A 15,181-nucleotide genomic window follows, 5' to 3' on the forward strand; every position below is an offset into this window, starting at 1 on the left:
GGTGGGGTGGGACCGGGGGGTTCAGTGCGGCCGTACTTCTTCTTCAGCTATGCGCGGCGGGACCACATGGCCGGCGGCGCCTTCGTCGACCAGTTCTTCAGCGATCTCCGGGACGAGCTGGCCCGGATCGAGCCCGCGGCCGGGCCGGGCGAACTCGCCTACCGGGACACCGAACGGCTGCGCGTCGGCGACGACTGGGAGCAGCAGCTCTCCCGGATGCTGGCCGTCAGCCGCACCATGGTGGCGCTGTACTCCCCGGCCTACTTCGCCAGTTCGTACTGCGGCAAGGAGTGGACGGCCTTCGACGGCCGGATGCGGCGGCACCAGAAGATGACCGGCGAGGCGGTGCCGGCCCTGATCCCGGTGGTCTGGGAGCCGCCCCCGGCCGGCCTGCCCGCCGAGGTGCTGCGGATCCAGTACAGCCAGCACGACCTGGGCGTGGCCTACGCCACCGGCGGGCTGCGCGACCTCCTGCGGGCCGACCCGCACGGACCCGACTACCGCCGGGTGGTCCGGGCCATCGCCGAGCGGGTGCGGGAGGCGGCCTGCCTGCCCCTGACCGAGCTGCCCCACCTCGACCTGGGCCGGGTGGACGGCTGCTTCCCGGTGCCGGACGCCGTGCCGCCGCCCGGGCGCAGCGGGATGGTCCGGATCTTCGTCGCCGCCGGCCACAAGGCCGCCGGCCACACCGCCGCCCGCCGCACCGCCGACCCGTCCCACGCCGGGAGGCGGACGGCGGACGCCGCCGTGTACGCCGTGCCCGGCATCCCGGCGCAGCGGCAGGACGAGGACCGGTACCGGGGCGGCTGGTACGGGGACCGGCCCAGGGACTGGGCGCCCTACCACCCGCCGCGGCTGCCCCCGCTGGTGGTGCAGGCCCAGCAGGCGATCACCCAGGCCGGCCACAGCACCACGCTGGAGGAGGTCGGGCCGGGCCTGGCCGCCAGCCTGGACCTCGCCCGCGAGAACAACGAGGTCAGCGTCCTGCTGGTGGATCCGTGGGCGGCCGGCGCCGAGCCCTACCGGCAGGCGCTGCGCGACTTCGACGACCAGAACCACCCCGTCACCGGCGTCCTGGTGCCGGCCGGCACCGACGACCCGCCCGAGGGGCCGGCGCGCAGCAGGCTCTGGGGAGGGGTGCGCGACGTCTTCCCGCGCAACTGGCTGCACAGGTCCGGGCCGGAGCCGCTCTTTAAGGTGCGCGTCCCGCGGGAACGCTTCGAAACGGACCTGCTACGTACCGTTACGGTTGCCCAGAATCGACTGTTAGACGAGACGGACGAAGTCGATCCGGTTCTCGCGCGGGCTGCGTTCGGCCTGGGCCCCGGCGTCGCGGCCATGCCTGCTCTGCTGATCCCGGCGTGGCCGCCGGCAGTGTCCCCTGAAGCAGCCCTGCCCCCGGCTCCCCGGGAGCCCCGCGAAGGAGACTCCGAACGATGACCGCCGATCAGGTGGCCCTGGCGGACGCCGAGTCCGCCGTCCCGTCGACACCCGGGACCGGGTCGGTCGTCACCTTCTACTCGTACAAGGGCGGCACCGGCCGCACCATGGCGCTGGCCAACCTCGGCTGGATCCTGGCCAGCCAGGGCCTGCGCGTCCTGGTGGTCGACTGGGACCTCGAAGCGCCCGGCCTGCACCGGTACTACCACCCGCTGCTGATCGACCCCGAGCTGCACGCCACCGACGGCCTGATCGACCTGCTGCGGGCCTACGTCGAACAGGCGCTGCCGGCCCCCGGCGACGCCGCCGCGGCAGCCCCCCGGGACTGGCTGGCCGAGCCCGGCCGGCTCGACCGCTACCTCTGCGGCCTCGCGCTCGACCTGCCGGCCGGCGGGCGGCTCGACCTGATGCCGGCCGGCCGGCAGAACGCCTCCTACTCGGCCGCCGTGACCAGCTTCAACTGGCGCAGCTTCTACACCCGCGCGGACATCCGGGGCGCCGAGTTCCTGTACGCGCTGCGCGAGCAGTGGACCGGCTCGTACGACTACGTGCTGATCGACAGCCGGACCGGGGTCAGCGACACCTCGGGCATCTGCACCGTGCTGATGCCCGACACCGTGGTGGACTGCTTCACCCTCGGCGCCCAGAGCATCCGCGGCGGCGTCGACGCGGCCCGCGCGATCGTGGACGCCGACGAGCGCGACATCCGGGTGCTGCCCGTCCCGATGCGGGTCGAGGACGCCGAGCGGGCCGGGCTGGCCGCCGGGCGCGACCTCGCCCACGACGCCTTCGCCCCGTACCTGGACCGCTGGCTGAGCGCCGAGCGCCGGGCCGACTACTGGCGGGACGTCGAGGTCCCGTACAAGCCGTTCTACGCGTACGAAGAAGTTCCGGCCACCATCGTCGACCGGCCGCAGCAGGGCCGCAGCCTGCTCGGCGCGTTCGAACGGCTGGCGGAGTGGCTCACCGAGGGCCGGGTCCGCGCGCTGCGGCCCGTCCCCGACCGCGCCCGCCGCCGGCTGTACGCGGCCTACCTGCGCACCGGCCGCACGAGGTCCCGCCAGGTGCACGTGAGTTACGCCCCGGGGGACCGGATCTGGGCCGAGTGGGCCGCCGCCGCCCTGGCCGGCTTCGGCTACCTCGCCTCGCTGCACAGCGCCGCGGCGCCGATGGACGCCGGGCCACCCGGCGACGCCGCCCTGCCCGAGGCCGCCGGGCCGGTGGACGGCGACGGCCGGGCGCTGGTGCTGCTCTCGCCCGAGTACGCGGAACTGCCCCGCGGCCGGGAGATCTGGCGCAGGCTCACCTCGGCCGAGCAGGACGGCGGCTCAGCCGGCCTGCTGCCGCTCGCCCTGACGGCGCCGGGCGAGCGGCTGCCCGAGCCGTTCGCCGGCCACCGGGTGTCCGAGCTGGCCCGGGGCTCCGCCGAGCAGGCCGAGACCCAGCTCTTCGAGCTGCTCGGCCCGCCGCCCGGCGCCGGCCGCTGGCTGGAGGCCGACGAGGAGGCCGCGCCCGCCCCCGCCCGCTTCCCGACGGGCCGGCCCGCGGTGGAGAACCCCCCGCCCCGGCTGCCCACCTTCACCGGCCGCGCCCGGCTGCTGGAGACCCTGCGGGACGGTTTCACGCTCGGCCCGGCGGCCGAACCCGTGCAGGTCCTGTACGGCATGGGCGGGGTCGGCAAGTCGCAGGCCGCGGTCGAGTACGCCCACCGGTTCGCGCCCGCGTACGAGGTGGTCTGGTGGGTGCCGGCCGAGGACCCGGCCGGCGTCCCGCAGCGGCTCGCCGAACTCGCCGCCGAACTCGGCCTGGAGGGCGGCGGCGACGCGGCCCGGACCGCCCGGGCCGTCCTGGACGCGCTCGGCCGGGGCCTGCCGCACCGGCGCTGGCTCCTGGTCTTCGACAACGCGGAGGATCCGGAGCAGCTCGCCGCCTGGATTCCGGCGGGCACAGCCGACGGCCACGTCCTGGTGACCTCGCGCGACCGGCGCTGGGCCCGGCACCGCGGACGGACCGAGGTCGAGGTCTTCGACCGGGCGGAGAGCGTCGAGCTGGTCCGCCGCTTCAACGCCGGGGTCGGGGCCGCCGACGCCGACCGGATCGCCGAACTCCTCGGGGACCTCCCGCTCGCCGTCGGCCAGGCCGCCGCCTGGCTGCACGAGACCCCGATGCCGGCCGCCACCTACGCCGAACTGCTGGACGAGACGCTCACCGACATCCTCGACCGGTCGGTCCAGGCGGACGCCGAGTACTCGACCGTCACCGCGGCCACCTGGCGGATCGCCGGCGCCGACCTGCGCCGGATCAACGCCCCCGCCGCCCGGCTGCTGGAGGTCTGCGGCTTCCTCGGCCCGGACGCCATCCCGATCCGGCTGCTCTACAGCGCGCCCGTGACCGAGGCCGTCGGGCTGCCCCCGGGCACGGACGGCCAGCTCGCGACGGGCGAGATCCTGCGCACCGTCAACCAGTTCAACCTCGCCCGGTACGACCAGGCCGGCGGGACGCTGAGCGTGCACCGGATCACCCAGGCGCTGCTGCGCGACCAGGTCACCGAGGCCGACCGGGCCCGGGTGCGGGCCGTCGTGCACCGCGCGCTCGCACTGGACTCCCCGGGCGACCCCGACACCCCGGACAACTGGGCCCGGTACGCCGAACTGCTGCCCCACCTCGGGCCGTCCGGAGCCACCGCGAGCACCGACCCGGCGGTCCGGCGGTGGATCGTCGAGTCGGTCCGCTACCTCTGGCACCGCGGCCTGCTCGACGCCGGCCGCGACCTCGCCGAACGCGCCCTGGCGCAGTGGTCCACCGACGGCCACGACGGGCCCGGCCAGGACGGCGGTGACGACGGCGGAGACGACGTGCCGGCCCTGCTGATGGGCGTCCAGCTCGGCAACATCCGGCGTTCCCAGGGAGCCGCGCAGGCGGCCTACGAGCTCGACCGGCACGCGCTGGAGCGGCTGCGCGCGGCGCTCGGCCCGGACCACCTGCACACCATCGCCGTCGCCAACAGCCTCGGCGGCGACCTGCGCCACCTCGGGCACTACGCGCAGGCCCGGGCGCTGGACGAGCAGACCCTGGAGACCGCGCTGCGGGTGCTGGGCCCCGACCACCCGCGCACGTTCATGAGCATGAACAACCTGGCCGTCTCGGCCTTCATGACCGGCGACTTCCGGGCGGCGCTGGCCGGCCACCAGGACGTCTACCGCCGCCAGTGCGCGGTGCTGGGCGAGCACAACCCCTACGCGCTGCTGTCCGGCCTCAACTACGCCCGCGACCTGAGCGGGAACGGGCGGTTCCAGGAGGCCCTGGAACTCCTGGAGCACGTCGTGCGGAGCTACCGGGAGATCGTCGGGGACGACCACGACGACACCCTGCGCGCCCGCCGGAGCCTCGGGATCGTGCTGCGCCGGCTCGGCCGGTACCGGGAGGCGCTGGCGAACGACGAGGACGTCCACCGGCGCCTGCACGCCCTCAACGGGGCCGACGACCACGGCACCGCGGCCGCCGCCGGCAACCTGGCCGGCTCCCTCGGCGCGCTGGGCGAGACCGGGCGGGCCGTCCCGCCGGCCGAGGAGGCGTTCGGGTACTGCCGCACCCACCTCGGCGAGGACCACCCGACCACCTGGGTCTCGGCCGTGAACCTCGCCGTGGCGCTGCGCCGGGCCGGCCGCACCGCCGAGGCCCGGCAACTCTCCGGCCGGGCCCTGGACGGTCTGGGCGCGGCGCTCGGGGACCGTCACCCGTACGTCGGGATCGCGATGCTGAACCACGCCGACCACCTGGCCCTGGCCGGTGACCCGGCGGCGGCACTGGCCCTGGACGAGCAGGCCGCACAGCTGCTGGCCGACGTCCTCGGCCCGGACCATCCCGACACCCTCGCGGCGGTCTCCAACCTGTCGCTCGGCCTCGCCGCCGCCGGCGACACCGCCCGGGCCGGGCGGCTGGTGGCGGACGCGCTCGCACGGGCCCGGGAGTCGATGGGCGAGACCCATCCGGTGACGGTGGCGATCAGGGAGGGCCGGCGGCTGGAGAGCGACATCGAGGTGCGAGCGGTGTGAGTCGGCAGGCCGTCACCGGGGGCGGTGCGCCGTGCAGGTGCCGCTACGCGACCGCCGAGTGGGTGAACTTTCCGCAAGACTTCGCTGGATGGCGGGGTAGAGGACACGGAGGCTCGTGGAACAGCGCGGTGTTGCCCCCGTGCTGCCACTACATTGGTCGAAAGGCGCCGGGGTATACCCGGAGTCGGCTCTCTCTAACCCCCATCGTGGAAGAGAATCGAACATGACACCCGCACTGGACACCAAGCCCAAGCATGACCTGACGGATCATCACCAGTCGGACCGGCCGACCCTGGCCGATCTGGCCTCGCTCGGGGCCGACGAGCTGGCCACGCGGCTCCGACGTGCCCTGCCAGGCTCCGATACCGGTCTGGTGCCGGTCGCGGCCTTCAACTCCTCCATCTGACCAGCCGATCGACCATCGGCTCCGGCTGAAAACGACTGACCATGACGCGATCCCTGCTTCCGTTCACGCAGTTCGTTGTGAAGGTCCACAGCCGGTGCGATCTCGCCTGTGACCACTGCTACGTCTACGAGCACGCCGACACCAGTTGGCGCGCCCGGCCCAAGGTCATCGGCGACGAGGTCCTGGCCAAGGCCGCCGAACGGATCGGCGAGCACGCGGCCGCCCACGGCCTCACCGTCGTCCGGGTCGTCCTGCACGGGGGAGAGCCCCTGCTGGCCGGCCCGGACCGACTGCGCCGTGCCGCCGAGGAGTTCAGGGCCGCACTCCCGCCCGGCTGTGCGCTCGACCTGCGGATCCACACCAACGGGGTGCTGCTGAGCCCCGCGTTCTGCGACCTCTTCGACCGGCAGGACATCAAGGTCGGCGTCTCCCTGGACGGCGACCGCGCGGCCAACGACCGGCACCGCCGGTTCGCCGACGGCCGCAGCAGCCACCCCCAGGTGCTGCGGGCGGTGGGCCTGCTCCGCCGGCCCGAGTACCGGCACCTCTACGCCGGCCTGCTCTGCACCGTCGACATCGACAACGACCCGGCCGCCGTCTACCGCGCGCTGGCCGAACTGGAGCCCCCCGCCGTCGACTTCCTGCTCCCGCACGCCACCTGGGAGCAGCCGCCGAGACGCCCCGTCGGCCGGACGGAGAACCCGTACGCCGCATGGCTGCTGGCCGTCTACGACCACTGGGAGGGGGACGGCCGGCCGTTCGCCGTCCGGACCTTCGACTCGGTCCACCGCACCCTGCACGGGCTCTCCAGCCTCACCGAGTCGCTCGGCCTGGAGCCCGCCGCGCTGGTGGTGCTGGAGACCGACGGCACGTTCGAGCAGGCCGACAGCCTGAAGACCGCGTACGACGGCGCTCCCGCCACCGGCCTCGACGTCTTCCGGCACAGCCTCGACGAGGTCGCCCGGCACCCCGGCATGGCCGCCCGGCAGTCCGGGCTGGCCGGCCTGAGCGCCACCTGCCGCGGCTGCCCCGTCGTCCGTTCCTGCGGTGGCGGTCTGTACGCCCACCGCTACCGGGCCGATGGTGGATTCGACAACCCCTCCGTCTACTGCGGGGATCTCATGACACTCATCCACGGCATCGCCGACCGCGGCGAGCCGGACCCCGGGGCCGGCACGGCCCCGCGAGCGGCAACCGGCCAGGCCGTTTCCGCGCAGGCCGTTTCCGCGCAGGCCGTTCCGGTGCAGGCCGGCGAGCCGGCCGTGCCCGCCGGCCTCACCGACCGGCAGCTCGGCCAGCTGGCCCGCGGCCACGGTGACGCGGACACCGTCCGGGCCCTCGCCCGCTCCCAACTCGCCCTCACCCGGGCGATGCTGGCGGCCGTCCGGGGCACCTCCGGGCTGCGCTCCTCGGCCGCCTGGGACCTCCTCACCGACCTCGACGCCGCCGCACCGGCCGCGCTCGACACGGTGCTCGGCCACCCGTACGCCCGGGCCTGGGCGGCCCGGAGGCTCGGCGGCGACCCCGGCGCCGGGCTCGGGCGGCTGGCCGAGCTGGCCGGCGCCGCGGCCGTCCGGGCCGGGCGGGGCGACGCCGTGGCCGTCCCGGTCCGGGAGGGCGCCCTGCACCTGCCGACCCTCGGCCGGCTCACCCTCGCCGGGGGCGGGGAGGCGCTCGTCACCGGCACCGGCGACGGGTTCACCGTCCGCACGGCCGGCGGTGAGGTGCTCACCCTCGGCGCGGGCCACCGGGACCCGCGCTGGGAGCCGGTCCGGCTGGTCCGCCCGGCCGGGGGCTGGACGCTCGCCCTGGAGGACACCGACCCGCAGCGCGACAGCCACCAGTGGCCGGTCGGCGACCGGCTCGGCGAGGCCGAACTGCACGCCTGGACCGGGGCGTTGCGCGAGGCCGTCGAGCTGCTCGACCGGGACCTGCCGGCCTACGCCCAGGGCCTGCGGACCGGACTGACCACCGTCACCCCGCTGCGCCCCGGCCCGCCCGGACGGGACGTCAGCGCCGCCGCCCGGCAGGCCTTCGGTGCGGTCGGGATCGCCCGCCCGGCCACCGCGCCGACCCTGGCGCTGCTGCTCGCGCACGAGTTCCAGCACGTCAAACTGGGCGCCGTGCTGGACCTGCTGGACCTCTACGACCCCGCCGACACCGCGCAGTACGACGCGCCCTGGCGGCCCGACCCGCGCCCGATCGAGGGCCTGCTCCAGGGCACCTACGCCCACCTCGCGGTGACCGCCTTCTGGGGCACCCGGACCGCCATCTACGACGGCCTGCCCGGGACGGCCGCCGAGCACGCCCGGGCGCAGTTCGCGCTCTGGCGCGGGTACACGGCCGAGGCGGTCGAGAGACTGGCCGGTTCGGGGTCGCTGACCCCGGTCGGCCTGCGCTTCGCCGACGGCATGCGGGAGACGGTCGGGCCCTGGCTGGACGTGGCCCTGCCGAAGGCGGCCGAGGACGCCGCCCGGCAGGCTCGGCAGGCCAGGCGTCCGGCCGCGCCCACCGGCTGACCGCGCCCCGCGCACCACGCCCGGCCCGCGCACGACGCCTGACCCGCCCACGACGCCCTGGCCGTCCACGACGCCTGACCGCCCACGACGCCCTGGTCGGCCTTCGCCGTGCCGATGACGTGACGGTCGCCCAGAACCGACTGTTACCAAGGGTGTGAGCCACCCCCCGGGGGGCGCAGAACCGGCCGATCGCGACCGGTGGTTGCCCTGGCGCCTTCCGTCGTGGGCGCCCCTCGGGGTTGTAGGCTCGCGCTCATCCCCCCTCCGGCACCGGAGCCTTCCTCCGGGCCCATCACCCTCGGGAACCGCCATCCTCACCGAACCGAGTCCCGTGCCGTCCCGGCAGGACATATCGCCAAATAAGTTGACTCGAACGATGCTCGCGGAGCAGTTCACCGAGCTCGGCGTCCGGCCGGGCCAGGTGCTGCTCGTCCAGGCCTCGCTGCGCCGGCTCGGCCCGGTCGAGGGCGGTGGCGCCACCGTCGTCGAAGCGCTGCTGGACGCGCTCGGCGGCCCCGGCCGGGGCACCCTGGCCGCGTACACCGGCACCCCGGAGAACTCGGACACCTCCCGGATGGTCAGGGAGATGATGCAGGGCTGGCTGCCCGAGCAGGTGGACGAGTGGCGCGCGAGCATGCCCCCCTTCGACCCGTACACGACGCCGGCCTCGCCGACCATGGGCACGCTTTCGGAGCTGATCCGCATCCACCCGGACGCGGTGCGCAGCAACCATCCGCAGTCCTCCTTCGCCGCGGTGGGGGCCCGCGCGAAGGACGTCACCGAGCTGCACGAACTCACCTGCCACCTCGGCATGGCGTCGCCGCTCGGCCGGCTGTACGAGATCGGTGCACACGTGCTCGGCATCGGGGTGGGGATGGACAGGTTCACCGCCTTCCACCTGGCCGACCTCCAGATGCCGGACATCCCCGTCCGCCACTACGGCTGCGTGGTCAAGGAGGGCGGCGGCAGCCGCTGGGTCCACTTCGACGGCCCGCTCCTGGACGACCTGCACTTCGGGGAGCTCGGCGAGGAGGTGCTCCGCTCCGCCGCCGGCGTCCGGCACGGCAGGGTGGGCGGCGCGGACTGCCGGCTCCTCCCGATGCGCGAGGCCGTCGATCTCGCGGTCGGCATCCTGCGCGAGCGGCGCTGGCTCAGGCCGGATCTGGCCACGGCGTAAGGGCCGTACGGGGGCGGTCGTTTCAGTCATGTCAACTCGCATGGCCCGCTGTGCTATTCCATTGGACCCTCAGTCGTTCCTACACTGAAGCCCCGCGTACGGGGACTCGCGGGAAAGAGGTTGCCGGCGGGCCAGGGGGAGGCGCGTGTGAACGACCATGGCTGGGACGAGGAAGCCGCCCGGCCGTACTTCTTCCTCAGTTACGCCCACACCCCGAAGGCCGGCGCGCGTGGCGCCGGGGATCCCAACCACTGGGTGCGACAGCTGTACCGCGACCTCTGCGAGGCCGTGCTGCAACTGACCACCGTGCCCGCGGGCGTACCGGTCGGGTTCATGGACGAGTCCATGCACCAGGGGGAGTTGTGGGCCGACCGGCTCTCCGAGGAGCTGGCCACCTGCCGGGTCTTCGTGCCGCTCTACTCGCCGCGGTACTTCAACAGCCTCCCGTGCGGCCAGGAGTGGCACTCCTTCACCCAGCGGCCGGTCTACCCGGCCAACCTCGACTCGGAGCGGACCAGCGGCATCGTGCCGGTGCTCTGGGCGCCGATGAGCCGCTACAAACTGCCCGAGGTGGCGAGCGAACTCCAGTTCAACCACGCCAGTTTCGGCCCCGACTACGCCACCGAGGGCCTCTATGCGCTGATGAAGCTCAGCTACTTCCGGTCCGCCTACGAGCTGGCCGTGCACCGGCTGGCCCGGCGGATCGTCGAGGTGGCCGAGGAGACGGTGATCCCGGTCGGGCGCCGCCTCGACTTCAACGCCCAGCCCAGCGCCTTCAACGTCACCGCGCCCACCAAGCAGCTGCGGATCTCCGTCCTCGCCTACCACCGGGGCGAGGTGCCGCCCGACCGCAACCCCGACTACTACGGCGCCAGGCGCACCGACTGGCACCCGTACCGGCCGGCCGCCTCCCGCCCGCTGGCCGAGCACGCGGTGCGGCTCGCCCGGCAGCTGGGGTTCCAGGCCACCGTGCACGAGTTCGACGGCGAGGCCGAGGCGATCATCGCCGGCGGCGACCCGGTCGCGCCGGGGCTGCTGCTGCTGGACCGCTGGGTGCTCCAGGACGAGCGGTGGAGCGAACTGGTCCGCCGCTTCGACCGCTCCGACTGCTCCTGGGTGAGCGTCCTGGAGCCGTGGAACCTCGACGACCCGGACTGCGTGGAGAACCACCGCGAGCTGGGCGAACTCAGCGACCGGGTCCTGCGGTTCACCCACCGGTCCGTCCGGCCGAGCTTCCTCGGCGCCACCGGCGGGCCGCCCGGGCTGGGCAGCCTGGAGGAGTTCGACGACGCGCTGCCCCGGGCCGCCATGAAGGCCAAGTACGCCTTCGAGGGCCGGACCAGGACCGAACCCGAGGAACCACCGCCGCCACGGCCCAATCTGCGGGACGCTTTCCGGTACGGGCGCGGTCGGGACGGGCCCGAACCCTTCGCCTACGACGACGACCAGCCACCACGCGACTCAGGCGAACGCCCGGACGACGGGACACCGCCCCGGGGAGGAAGCACATGAGCGAGCGGAGCGAGCGAATCACCGGGGGCTGCGCGTTTCGCGAAGCGACCGCCGAACGCAGCGAGGTGGGCGCATGAGTGACAACCGCACCAGGAACCTCCGCATCGGGGGCCTGACCGCAGCCGAACTCGCCGCCCGGCGCGAGGCGGAGCAGGACCGGCAGGGCCGGATCATCACCTTCTACTCGTACAAGGGCGGCACCGGGCGCACCATGGCGCTCGCCAACACCGCCTGGATCCTTGCCGCCAACGGCTACCGGGTGCTCACCGTCGACTGGGACCTGGAGGCACCGGGCCTGGCCAAGTTCTTCCACCCGTTCCTCGACCCGGCGGTACTGGCCGGAACCACCGGCATGATGGACCTGATCGCCGAGTACCGGGAGGAGGCGCTGCGCCCGGTCGAGCACGCCGACGGCTGGCACCTCGACTTCGCCCGGGTCCACCCGCACGCACTGTCGCTCTCCTGGCCGATGTTCCCCGCCGGCGGCAGCCTGGACTTCCTCTCCGCGGGCCAGTTCAACCGGGACTACTCCGAGGCCGTCACCCACCTCGACTGGGACATCTTCTACGACCGCTTCGACGGCGGGCAGTTCTTCGACGCGCTCCGCGCCGACATGGGCAAGCGCTACGACTACGTGCTGATCGACTCCCGGACCGGCCTCTCCGACATCGCCGAGATCTGCACCGTCCAGATGCCCGACGACCTGGTCGTCTGCTTCACCCTCAGCGACCAGTCGATCGACGGCGCCTCCCGGATCGCCCAGCACATCCACGACCGCTACCGCGAGCGCGGCATCCGCATCCTGCCGGTGCCGATGCGCATCGACGAGGGCGAGAAGGAGAAGGCCGACGCCGGCCGGGCGCTCGCCCGGATCCGCTTCGACGGCCTGCCGGCCGGGCTGAACGGCGAGGAGCTCGCCCACTACTGGGGCTCGGTGGAGATCCCGTACCGGCCGTTCTACGCCTACGAGGAGATCCTCGCCACCTTCGGCGACCAGGGCGGCACCCAGACCTCGATGCTCGCCGCCTGCGAGCGGCTGACCGGCGTCATCACCGAGGGCCGGGTCACCTCCCTGCCCCCGGTCGACGAGGAGGTCCGGCTGCGTTACGTGGACGCCTTCACCCGGCGCCGCCCGTCCGTGCCGGCCGACCTCTACCTCTCCTACGTGCCCGAGGACCGGATGTGGGCGGACTGGATCGAGTCGGTCCTGACCCGGGCCGGCTTCCGGGTGCTGCCGAGGGACCTCAGCGCCGGCTCGGACCCGCGCCACGAGACCGAGCGCGGCATCGACGCCGCCTACCGGACGGTCGCGGTGCTCTCGCCCGCCTACCAGCGTTCGCCGCAGGCCCGCGCGCTCTGGGAGTCCGTCGTCAGCTCCGACCCGTCCGGCACCCGCCGCCAGCTGGTCCCGGTCCGGGTCGGCGACGTCCGCCTCACCGCGCCGTTCAGCAACCGCAACCCGGTCGACCTGGTCGGCCGCGACGAGACGCAGTCGGTGCAGACCCTGCTGCGCGCCCTCGGCCGCGGCGACGTGCCGCTCGCCGAGACCGCCGGCACCGGCCCGCGCTTCCCCGGCAGCAAGCCGCAGGTCTGGGACGTGCCGCCGCGCAACCCGTCCTTCACCGGCCGCGCCGCCGTCCTGGAGCAGCTGCGCAACCAGCTGCGCGGCGGCATGGCCGCCGTCCTGCCCACCCCGCAGACCCTGTACGGGCTCGGCGGCGTCGGCAAGACCCAGGTGGCGCTGGAGTACGCGCACCGCTTCATGTCCGACTACGACCTGGTCTGGTGGATCGACGCCGAGCAGACCGAGCTGGTCGCCCCGGCCCTGGCCGACCTGGCCCGCCGGCTCGGACTGCGGGTCGGCGACTCCGTCACCGAGGCGGCCGAGGCGGCCCGCGAGGCGCTGCGCCGCGGGGTGCCCACCGCACGCTGGCTGCTGATCTTCGACAACGCCGATGAGCCGTCCGAGATCCGCCGGTTCTTCCCCGGCGGCTCCGGACACATCCTGGTCACCTCCCGCAACCAGGCCTGGTCCGGGCACGCGGAGGCGCTGGAGGTGGACGTCTTCACCCGCGGCGAGAGCGTCGAGCACCTCTGCCGGCGCGCCCGCGGCCTCTCCCGCCCCGACGCCGACCGGGTCGCCGAGGCCGTCGGGGACCTCCCGCTGGCCGTCGAGGTCGCCGCCGCCTGGCTGGACACCACCGGCACCCCGGTCGACACCTACGTCGCCCAGCTGCAGGCCGAGGCCGCCCGCGCCCTGGCCGGCGCCCGCCCGGCCGACTACCCGACCCCGGTCGGCGCCACCTGGAACGTCTCGATCGCCCGGCTGCGCACCCAGTCCCCGGCGGCGGTGCGGCTGCTCCAGCTCTGCGCGTTCTTCGCGCCCGAGCCGATCTCGATGAACCTCTTCTACAGCGACCAGATGATCCGCGCGCTCGTCCAGTACGACGCCGACCTCAGCGACAAGTTCATGCTGGGCAAGGTGATCCAGGCGATCGGCCGGTACGCGCTGGCCAAGGTCGACGCCGGCACCAACAGCTTCCAGGTGCACCGGCTGGTCCAGGCGGTCATCCGGGCCGAGATGACCGATGACGAGCAGGAGATCGCCATCCACGAGGTGCACCGCATCCTCACCGGCGCCCGGCCCGTCCTCGGCGACACCGACGACCCCGCCAACTGGCCCGCCTTCGACGAGATCTGGCCGCACCTCTCGCCCTCCAAGGCGCACAACTGCGACGAGGCCGACACCCGGCAGCTGCTCATCGACCGCGTCCGCTACCTGTGGAAGCGCGGCGAACTGGACCGCGCCCGCGACCTCGGCCACGCCCTGGACGCCGAGTGGACCGGCAAGCTCGGCGAGGACGACCGGCAGACCCTGCTGCTGCGCTTCCAGCTCGCCAACGTGCTGCGCTCGCAGGGCAACTACGCCGAGGCGCTGGCCCTCGACGAGGCCACCCTGGAGCGCCAGCGGGCCCTGCTGGGCGAGCACCACCCGTACACCCTGATGACGGCCGGCTCGCTCGGCGCCGACCGGCGGGCCCTCGGCCGGTTCCAGGCCGCGCTCGACCTCGACCGCGAGATCCTCGACCAGTTCCGCGAGTTGTTCGGCGACGACAACCCGCGCACGCTCTCGATGGCCAACAACCTGGCGATCGACTACCGGCTGGTCGGCGACAGCGAGGCCGCCCGCGAACTGGACCAGGAGACCCTCGACCGGCGCACCGCCGTCCTCGGCCCGCGCCACCCGTACACCCTGTCCACCAAGTCCAACCTCGCCCGTGACCTGCGCGAACTCGGCGACTACCGCGGCTCGGTCGAACTGCTCCAGGAGGTGACCAACGACCTCGGCGACGTGCTCGACCCCGACCTTCCGGAGAACCTGCGCAACGCCAAGTCGCTGGCCGTCTCGCTGCGCCGCACCGGCCAGCTCGCCGAGGCCCGCCGGATCACCAAGGAGACCTACGAGCGCTACCTGGAGCGGTACGGCGCCGACGCCCCCGACGCGCTGGCCTGCGCGCTCAACCTGGCCGCCGACCACAGCGCCTCCGGGGACAAGGAGGCCGCCCGCGACCTCTGCACCACCGTCTTCGAGGGCCACCGGCGGCTGTTCGGCGACGAGCACCCGTTCACCCTGGCCTGCGCCAACAACCTCGGCATCTACCTGCGGGGCAGCGGCGACGTCCAGGGCGCCATCGCGCGCGGGCTCGCCACCGTCGAGGGGCTCACCGAGTCCGTCGGCGCGGAGCACCCGTACACCCTGAACGCGATGATCAACCTGGCCAACGCCTACGGGGAGGACGGCCAGATCGCCAGGGCCGAGGAGCTCGGCCGCACCGCGTACGCGGGCCTCTGCGACCGCTACACGCCCCGGCACCCGGACGCGGTGGCCTGCGAGGCCAACCTGGCCGTCACCCTGCGCGCGGCCGGCCGGCACACCCAGGCGGCCGAGCTGCGGGCCAAGGCGATCTCCGAGCTGATCCGGCAGTTCGGCGAGGAACACCCGAACACCGTCTCGGCGCGCGGCTGGAAGCGGATCAACCGCGACCTGGAGCCGCAGCCGGTCTGACGGGGA

At 74.1% G+C, this 15,181-nt stretch carries 7 protein-coding genes; all 7 read left to right on the forward strand.

Annotation, left to right across the window (positions count from 1 at the left end):
• Positions 1-24 precede the first annotated feature (24 nt).
• Positions 25-1,440 (forward strand): TIR-like protein FxsC, encoded by a 1,416-nt coding sequence (locus tag J5Y04_RS17405; protein WP_209412947.1) that lies wholly within the window; start codon positions 25-27, stop codon positions 1,438-1,440.
• The gene (gene fxsT / locus J5Y04_RS17410) at positions 1,437-5,495 is read left to right on the forward strand and encodes an FxSxx-COOH system tetratricopeptide repeat protein (protein WP_209412948.1); all 4,059 of its coding nucleotides are present in this window, start codon (positions 1,437-1,439) and stop codon (positions 5,493-5,495) included. The genes J5Y04_RS17405 and fxsT (J5Y04_RS17410) overlap by 4 nt, the downstream gene beginning before the upstream one ends.
• A 223-nt stretch (positions 5,496-5,718) precedes the next feature.
• Positions 5,719-5,901 (forward strand): hypothetical protein, encoded by a 183-nt coding sequence (locus J5Y04_RS17415; RefSeq protein WP_209412949.1) that lies wholly within the window; start codon positions 5,719-5,721, stop codon positions 5,899-5,901.
• A gap of 41 nt (positions 5,902-5,942) precedes the next feature.
• Positions 5,943-8,420 (forward strand): FxsB family cyclophane-forming radical SAM/SPASM peptide maturase, encoded by a 2,478-nt coding sequence (locus tag J5Y04_RS17420; RefSeq protein ID WP_209412950.1) that lies wholly within the window; start codon positions 5,943-5,945, stop codon positions 8,418-8,420.
• Positions 8,421-8,796: 376 nt separating this feature from the next.
• The gene (locus J5Y04_RS17425; RefSeq protein ID WP_209412951.1) at positions 8,797-9,597 is read left to right on the forward strand and encodes an aminoglycoside N(3)-acetyltransferase; all 801 of its coding nucleotides are present in this window, start codon (positions 8,797-8,799) and stop codon (positions 9,595-9,597) included.
• A 147-nt stretch (positions 9,598-9,744) separates the two neighbouring features.
• Positions 9,745-11,109 (forward strand): TIR-like protein FxsC, encoded by a 1,365-nt coding sequence (locus J5Y04_RS17430; RefSeq protein WP_209412952.1) that lies wholly within the window; start codon positions 9,745-9,747, stop codon positions 11,107-11,109.
• Positions 11,110-11,182: 73 nt separating this feature from the next.
• On the forward strand, positions 11,183-15,175 hold the full coding sequence (gene fxsT, locus J5Y04_RS17435) for an FxSxx-COOH system tetratricopeptide repeat protein (RefSeq protein ID WP_209412953.1): 3,993 nt from the start codon (positions 11,183-11,185) through the stop codon (positions 15,173-15,175).
• The last annotated feature ends 6 nt before the right edge of the window (positions 15,176-15,181 follow it).

Origin of the sequence: Kitasatospora sp. RG8, from assembly GCF_017813315.1 — a bacterium.
GTDB lineage: Bacteria > Actinomycetota > Actinomycetes > Streptomycetales > Streptomycetaceae > Kitasatospora.